The 6,484-nt window shown below is 72.2% G+C and carries 7 protein-coding genes; 5 read left to right on the top strand and 2 right to left on the bottom strand.

Going from position 1 to position 6,484, the window contains the following annotated elements; translation table 11 throughout:
- Together QZ483_RS12015 and hemE are read right to left on the bottom strand one after the other, a co-directional pair.
- On the bottom strand, nucleotides 1–279 hold a 279-nt coding region (locus tag QZ483_RS12015), incomplete at its 3' end, for an FAD-dependent oxidoreductase (RefSeq protein WP_297084309.1).
- A complete protein-coding gene (hemE, locus tag QZ483_RS12010) occupies nucleotides 272–1,363 on the bottom strand; it encodes a uroporphyrinogen decarboxylase (RefSeq protein WP_297084307.1) in 1,092 nt (363 codons plus the stop codon). The genes hemE and QZ483_RS12015, both read right to left, overlap by 8 nt.
- Nucleotides 1,364–1,416: 53 nt before the next feature.
- Here hemE and QZ483_RS12005 point away from each other — a divergent pair, with 53 nt between their 5' ends.
- The 5 genes from QZ483_RS12005 to QZ483_RS11985 all read left to right on the top strand — a co-directional run bounded on the left by QZ483_RS12005 (nucleotide 1,417) and on the right by QZ483_RS11985 (nucleotide 6,316).
- Nucleotides 1,417–2,733, top strand: coding sequence for a glutamyl-tRNA reductase (locus tag QZ483_RS12005; protein ID WP_297084305.1), 1,317 nt, complete (start codon nucleotides 1,417–1,419; stop codon nucleotides 2,731–2,733).
- Nucleotides 2,734–2,995: 262 nt separating this feature from the next.
- On the top strand, nucleotides 2,996–3,991 hold the full coding sequence (locus QZ483_RS12000) for an iron ABC transporter permease (protein WP_297084302.1): 996 nt from the start codon (nucleotides 2,996–2,998) through the stop codon (nucleotides 3,989–3,991).
- On the top strand, nucleotides 3,988–5,022 hold the full coding sequence (locus tag QZ483_RS11995) for an iron chelate uptake ABC transporter family permease subunit (protein WP_297084300.1): 1,035 nt from the start codon (nucleotides 3,988–3,990) through the stop codon (nucleotides 5,020–5,022). The genes QZ483_RS12000 and QZ483_RS11995 overlap by 4 nt, the downstream gene beginning before the upstream one ends.
- Nucleotides 5,019–5,816, top strand: coding sequence for an ABC transporter ATP-binding protein (locus tag QZ483_RS11990; RefSeq protein WP_297084299.1), 798 nt, complete (start codon nucleotides 5,019–5,021; stop codon nucleotides 5,814–5,816). Before QZ483_RS11995 ends, QZ483_RS11990 begins: the two co-directional genes overlap by 4 nt.
- The gene (locus tag QZ483_RS11985) at nucleotides 5,813–6,316 is read left to right on the top strand and encodes a hypothetical protein (RefSeq protein WP_297084296.1); all 504 of its coding nucleotides are present in this window, start codon (nucleotides 5,813–5,815) and stop codon (nucleotides 6,314–6,316) included. The genes QZ483_RS11990 and QZ483_RS11985 overlap by 4 nt, the downstream gene beginning before the upstream one ends.
- Nucleotides 6,317–6,484 lie beyond the last annotated feature (168 nt).

Below are 6,484 nucleotides of genomic sequence, written 5' to 3'. Positions count from 1 at the left end.
CGGCGTCACGACCCAGGCGGGCAGGGGCTCGGGCTGGACGATGCGGTCACCCAGGCCGAGCTCGATCGCGAGCGCGGCGGCGTGGCCGCCCCGGGTGGCGAAGGACTCCGCTCCGGCGTCCAGGCCCAGGCCATCGACCTGATGGCGCGAGACGCGGCCGCCCACGTGCGGCTCGGACTCGAGGACCGTGACGACGTGCCCGGCGCGGGCGAGGCGGCGCGCGGCGAGGAGCCCGGCCAGGCCGGCGCCCACGACGGTCCAGGTCTTGACGTCACCCACGCTCGTGGACCAGGTCGACGATGCGCTTGACGACCTCCGGGTCGGCGTGCGGCGGCATGCCGTGGCCCAGGTTGACCACGTGGCCGGGCGCCTCGGAGCCGCGGTCGAGCACGTCCTGGACGTGGCGCATCAGGGTCGCGACCGGGGCCGACAGCATCGCCGGGTCGATGTTGCCCTGCAGCGCGAAGGCGCCCCCGGTCACGCGGGCTGCGGCGTCGAGCGGCATACGGTAGTCCACGCCCAGCGCAGTGGCGCCCGCGGCGCCGAGCGCGTCGAGGAGATGGCCCGCGTTCGCGGCGAAGTGGATGCGGGGAACGTCGAGGTCCGCGACTGCGGTGAGCGCGGCGCGCGAGCCGCCGGCGCAGTGCGTCTCGTAGTCCGCCTCCGAGAGGGACCCGGCCCACGAGTCGAACAGCTGGACCGCCGAGGCGCCCGCGAGGACCTGCGCCCGCAGGAACAGCCCGGCGGCCTTCGACGTCCAGCGGACCAGAGCCTCCCAGACGTCCGGTGCCGTGTGCATGAGCTCGCGCGCCCCCAGGTGGTCGCGCGAGGGACGCCCGTCGACCATGTAGGCGGCGAGCGTGAAGGGCGCGCCGGCGAACCCGATCAGCGGCGTGGTCTCGAGCTCCTCGACGGTGAGCTTCACGGCCTCGCGGACCGCATCCAGGCCGGTGTCGAAGGACCCGCGATCCCCGGTCACGCCCAGATCCGGCAGCGCCTCGATGTCCGCCATGGAGCGGATGGGCCGCGCGAAGACCGGGCCCACGCCCGGCTGAATGTCCACCGGAACCCCCGCGATGCGCATGGGCACCACGATGTCGGAGAAGAAGATCGCGGCATCGACCCCGTAGCGGCGCACGGGCTGGAGCGTGATCTCCGAGGCGAGGCCGGGCGTCAGGCATGCCTCGAGCATCGACGTGCCGGCGCGCGCCTCCATGTACTCCGGGAGCGAGCGGCCCGCCTGACGCATGAACCACACCGGCCGGTGCGAGGGCTTCTGGCGGCGCAGTGCCGCCACCAATGGCGCAGCCGCAGTCCTCCCGTCGACGAGCGGGTGGGAGGCGGGCAACGCGGCAGAGCTCATGTGTCCGATTCTGCCCTGTTTCGCGGCCGTGTCAGAATGGAGGGGTGGTGCTCATGTCTCTCGTGGCCAGCCACCGCAATCGCGATCTCGCTGTGCTCGAGCAGTTGAGCGTCGGGTCCGACGCCCTGGGATCGACCGTTGCCGGGGGTTCGCCCATCCGTGGCGCGGTGGTCCTTCCCACCTGCAACCGCTTCGAGGTGTACCTCGAGGCGGAGGATGTCGACGCCGCGCGCGCGGCCGTGATCGACCAGATCGAGCGCACGTCCTCCCTGGATCGCGAGACCATCGAGGCCGCGCTCGCCACGTACGAGGGCGACGATGCGATCCAGCACCTGCTGTCCGTGACCTCCGGCCTCGAGTCGATGGTCGTCGGCGAGCGTGAGATCTCCGGTCAGGTCCGCCGCGCGCACATCGACGCGCAGGCCGGACAGCACCTCAGCCCGCTCCTCGACCGCCTGTTCCAGTCCGCGCTGCGGACCTCGCGAGCTGTCGCCTCGTCGACCGGCCTGGGCACGTCGGGGCGTTCGGTCGTCTCCGTCGCCTTCGATCTGGCCGATGCGACGGTCGAGTGGACGGGCGCGAACGCCGTGGTCATCGGTACAGGAGCACTCGCCGAGACAGGCGTGGGTTCGCTGCTGGCTCGCGGCGTCCACGTCACCGGGGTCTTCTCCCCCAGCGGCCGCGGCGAGGAGTTCGCGACGCGCCACGGGCTTGCGGCCCTCGACCAGGCAGGGCTGCGCACGGCGCTCGCCGAGGCCGACCTCGTGCTCGCGTGCTCGGGCGGCGAGTCGATCGTGCTCACGCCGGCCATCGTCGCGGCAGCGCGCGCGGAGACCGAGACGCCGCTGACCATCATCGACCTCGCGCTGCACCGTGACGTCGCGCCCGGAGTGGCGCAGATGCGCGGCGTGACCGTCGTGGACCTCGAATCCGTGGGCGCGCACGCGCCCGACGAGTCCGTGGGATCCATCGAGGCCGCCCGCGCGATCGTGGCCCACGCCGTCGCGCGGTTCGGAGACGGCGAATCGGCGCGCACGCTCGACCCCGCGGTCGTGGCGCTGCGCGAGCACGTCTTCGGGCTGCTGGAGCGCGAGGTCGCGCGCATCCGCCCGGGCGCCGGAGCCTCCGAGGTGGACGTCGCCCGCGCCGACGAGACCGAGCAGGCCCTGCGACGCTTCGCGCGCACGCTGCTCCACACGCCCACCGTGCGCGCGCGCGAGCACGCTCAGGCCGGAGAGACCGACCGCTACCTGGGCGCCATCCGCGCGCTCTACGGCATCGACGTGGCCGTTCCCGACGACGCGTGCCCCGCGCCGGAGATGGGCGACGGGATCACGATCGATCTGCCCGCCCACGTCTCCCAGGACTGACGCGCTCCCGCCCGCCGAGCCACCGCATCGGCCCTCCTGGCGGTCGATTCTCGCTCCCCTCAGCCCTTAACCGAGCGAAATGGGCCCGAATCGCTCGGCTACGGGCTTGGGCGGGCGAGAATGCACCGCGCCGAGGATCGTGAGGCAACCGTGATCCAATATCGGCACATCCGTGTTCCTTTAATGGGGAATCCGGGGGTAAGGTAAGGCGAACCTCACCTGCGCCCTGGGCTGTGCGCGGGCACACCCCCGAAGGAGACCGATGCGCCAGCGCGCCCTGATTGCGATCGCCGCCGCCGCGGTGCTGGTGATCGCCATCGCGCTGTCGCTCGCCATCGGCTCTCGCACCATCGACCTGGCCACGGTCTGGGACGCCATCTTCGCGTTCGACGATCAGGATCCCGAGCAGTTGATCGTCCGAGACCTGCGCGTCTCGCGCACGGTGATCGGCGTGCTCGCGGGTGCGGCCCTCGGCGTGGCCGGCGCGCTCATGCAGGCGCTCACGCGCAATCCCTTCGCGGATCCCGGACTGCTGGGCATCAACGCCGGCGCGTCGCTGGCCGTGGTGATCGCGCTCACGACAGGCCTAGCGACGGGCTTCACCGCTCAGGTCCCCATCGCGTTCATCGGTGCCGGGCTCGCGGCCGTCCTGGTGTACGCGATCGGCGCGCGCGGCGCGGCCGCAGGAGCGCCCGTCCGGCTCGCCCTGGCCGGCGTCGCACTCACGGCCCTCATCCAGTCCGTGGTCTACGCGATCCTGTTGGTCGACGATTCGACCCTGGACCAGTACCGCCTGTGGGTCGCGGGGTCGCTGACCGGCCGTGACGTCGAGGACGTCATCGCGCTGGTCCCGATCGTCCTGATCGCCGTCCTCGCCGCACTCGTCGCCTCGCGGCAGCTCGAGGCGGTGGCACTGGGCGAGGACGCCGCCCGGGCCCTGGGCGTGCGCATCGGCGCGATCCGGACGGTCGTCATCCTCATCGTCACGCTGCTCGCCGCCGCGGCGACCGCCGCTGCGGGCCCCATCGTGTTCGTGGGTCTGGCGGTGCCGCACCTCGCTCGTGCGCTCGTGGGCGCGTCACTGCCGTGGCTCGTGGTCGTCAGCGCCCTGGGCGGCGGCGCGCTCGTGCTGGTCTGCGACGTGATCGGCCGCGTGATCGCGCGCCCGTCCGAGATCGGCGTGGGCATCACCACCGCTCTCATCGGTGGCCTCATCTTCGCAATCATGTCCCGCCGCATGAAGGTGGTGGAGCTGTGAAGATCCTGAGGATCGGCCCCCTGGGCATCACGACCCACCAGCGCACGTTCGCGGTCGGGCTCGCGCTGGTCGGCGTGCTCGCGGCGCTCCTGGTCTTCGCCCTCACCGCAGGCAAGGCGGACATCAGCGTCTTCGACTCGATCAAGGCCGCCGTGGGCATCTCCGTGGGCGCGCCGGCCGACTTCATCGTGGGGCAGGTGCGGGCGCCACGCGCGCTCACGGCCGTGCTGGTGGGTGGAATGCTCGGGCTGTCGGGCGCGATCCTGCAGTCACTCACGCGCAACCCGCTCGCGTCGCCCGACTTCATCGGCATCACGATGGGCGCGGGAACCGGCGCGGTACTGACCCTGTGGCTCGTCACCGCGACCTCGCTGTGGGTCACGGCCGCCGGTGCCGTCGCCGGTGCGCTCGTCACCGCCGCGCTGATCCTGGGACTCGCGTGGAAGCGGCACGGCGTGGTGCCGCTGCGCCTGATCCTTGCGGGCATCGGCATCGGCTTCGTCGCCCAGGCCATCACCCAGTACCTGCTGACCCGTATGGATGTCCACGACGCCGGCAACGCCCTGGGCTGGCTGGTGGGCTCGACGACGGGCCGCACCTGGACGCACGTCACGGTTGCGGCCCTGAGTCTCGCCGTGCTGGTGCCGGTGGTGCTGTGGAACGCTCGTGCGCTCCGCACCATGGAGATGGGGGACGATGCGGCACGCGCCCTGGGCGTCCGGGTGGGGGCCTCGCGCGGCGTCCTCGCGGTGTGCTCGGTGCTGCTGGCCGCGGCGGCGGTCGCTGTTTGCGGTCCCATAGGCTTCATCGCGCTCGTGGCGCCCGCCCTCGCGCTGCGCCTCACCCGCAATGCGGGCGCGACGCTCATCCCATCGGCGCTGATGGGAGCCGCGCTGCTGCTCGCAGCGGACCAGGTCTCCCAGCAGATGCCGGCCACCCTGCAGTTCCCCGTCGGCGTGTTCACCGCCGCGATCGGAGCGCCCTACCTGCTGTGGCTCGTCTGGCGCGCATCCCGAGGAGGTCCCTCATGAGTCCGACCCTGCAGACCCGTGGAGCCGTGATCGGCTACGGCGGCCCGCCCATCGTTCGCGGCGTCGACGTCGCGATCCCGGACGGCGAGATCACCGCGATCGTGGGACCCAACGGCTGCGGCAAGTCGACGCTCCTGCGTGCGCTGGTTCGCCTGCTCAGCCCCGAAGAGGGCACCGTCCTCCTCGACGGCGAGGACATCCACCGCACGCCCACCCGCGAGGTGGCGCGCCGCATCGGCCTGCTGCCCCAGTCGCCCATCGCGCCAGCCGGGATCACCGTGAAGGAACTGGTGGCCCGAGGCCGAACCCCCCATCAGAAGGTGCTGCGCCCGTGGAGCGCCACGGACGAGACGGCCGTGATGTCCGCGCTGCACTCGACGGCGCTGACCGACATCCAGGACGCGGTGGTCGACGAGCTGTCCGGCGGCCAGCGCCAGCGCGCCTGGATCGCGATGACGCTCGCCCAGAACACGCCGCTCATGCTGCTCGACGAGCCCACGACCTACCTCGACATCGCTCATCAGTACGACGTCATGGATCTGCTGCACCGCCTCAACACCCGTGACGACCGCACCATCGTCATGGTGGTCCACGACCTGCAGCAGGCCGCGCGCTACGCGCACCACGTGATCGCGATGCACGAGGGCGAGGTCGCCGCGGCGGGCACGCCGACGGAAGTCCTCACCGCCGAGCTCATCCGCACCGTCTTCGGACTCGAGGCCCGCGTCCTCGAGGACCCCGTCACCGGCTCCCCGCTGGTGGTGCCCGCCCACGGCCCCGGAGGTGTCCGATGACCGTCACCGAACCCCAGCTGCGCTCCGCCGCCGCCCTGGTCGCCGTTGTCCCCGGCATCGTGTGCCGCCTGACCACGGCAGGGGGAGCCTGCATGATCGCCGGCAGCGCCGACGACGCTGAAGTGTGCGGCACCACCTTCCGCGAGATGGTGATCCGCGGCGACGCCAGCGCGGCCAGCGCGACGGAGCGGCTCGACCTCGACGGCGTGGCCCCCGCCACCGGGCTCGCGGCAACGCCCGGCGCACGCTACTTCGTGAGCCCGCTGCCCTCGCGGCAGACCACCGATGCGCTGCGCGAGTGCGACGCCGTCACGGCTCCGTACTTCGCGATGGCCCGAGCTGACGCGGAGCTGGGCGTGTCCGTGGTCCGCGTCTCGCGCGCGGGCACCTCGCTGGACCGCGCCACCAACGAATCTGACCCCGACCTCGACGAGGTCGCCCTCGCGGCGTTCTCGTCCTGCCTGGTCGCACACCTCATTGCGACCACCGATGCCGTCTAGGCACCTACCCCGAGAAAGGAACACCATGTTCACCACCCGCAAGCGCTTCGCTGGCGCCCTGGGCCTGAGCGCCGCAGCGGCGCTCGTCCTCACGGCCTGCTCCTCCGGCTCGAGCGACGAGGAGACCACCGACGACACCACCGCCGAGCCCACGACGGAGGAGACCAC

It is taken from the genome of uncultured Demequina sp., assembly GCF_913055775.1.
In the GTDB taxonomy this organism is placed as follows: Bacteria; Actinomycetota; Actinomycetes; order Actinomycetales; family Demequinaceae; genus Demequina.
Note: the sequence above shows the minus strand (reverse complement) of the source record. Positions and strands in the feature narration are given on the sequence as shown.

Coding starts and splice junctions, on each gene's coding strand:
- hemE (WP_297084307.1), bottom strand. CDS start 1,363: ATGAGCTCTGCCGCGTTGCCCGCCTCCCACCCGCTCGTCGACGGGAGG.
- QZ483_RS12005 (WP_297084305.1), top strand. CDS start 1,417: ATGTCTCTCGTGGCCAGCCACCGCAATCGCGATCTCGCTGTGCTCGAG.
- QZ483_RS12000 (WP_297084302.1), top strand. CDS start 2,996: ATGCGCCAGCGCGCCCTGATTGCGATCGCCGCCGCCGCGGTGCTGGTG.
- QZ483_RS11990 (WP_297084299.1), top strand. CDS start 5,019: ATGAGTCCGACCCTGCAGACCCGTGGAGCCGTGATCGGCTACGGCGGC.
- QZ483_RS11985 (WP_297084296.1), top strand. CDS start 5,813: ATGACCGTCACCGAACCCCAGCTGCGCTCCGCCGCCGCCCTGGTCGCC.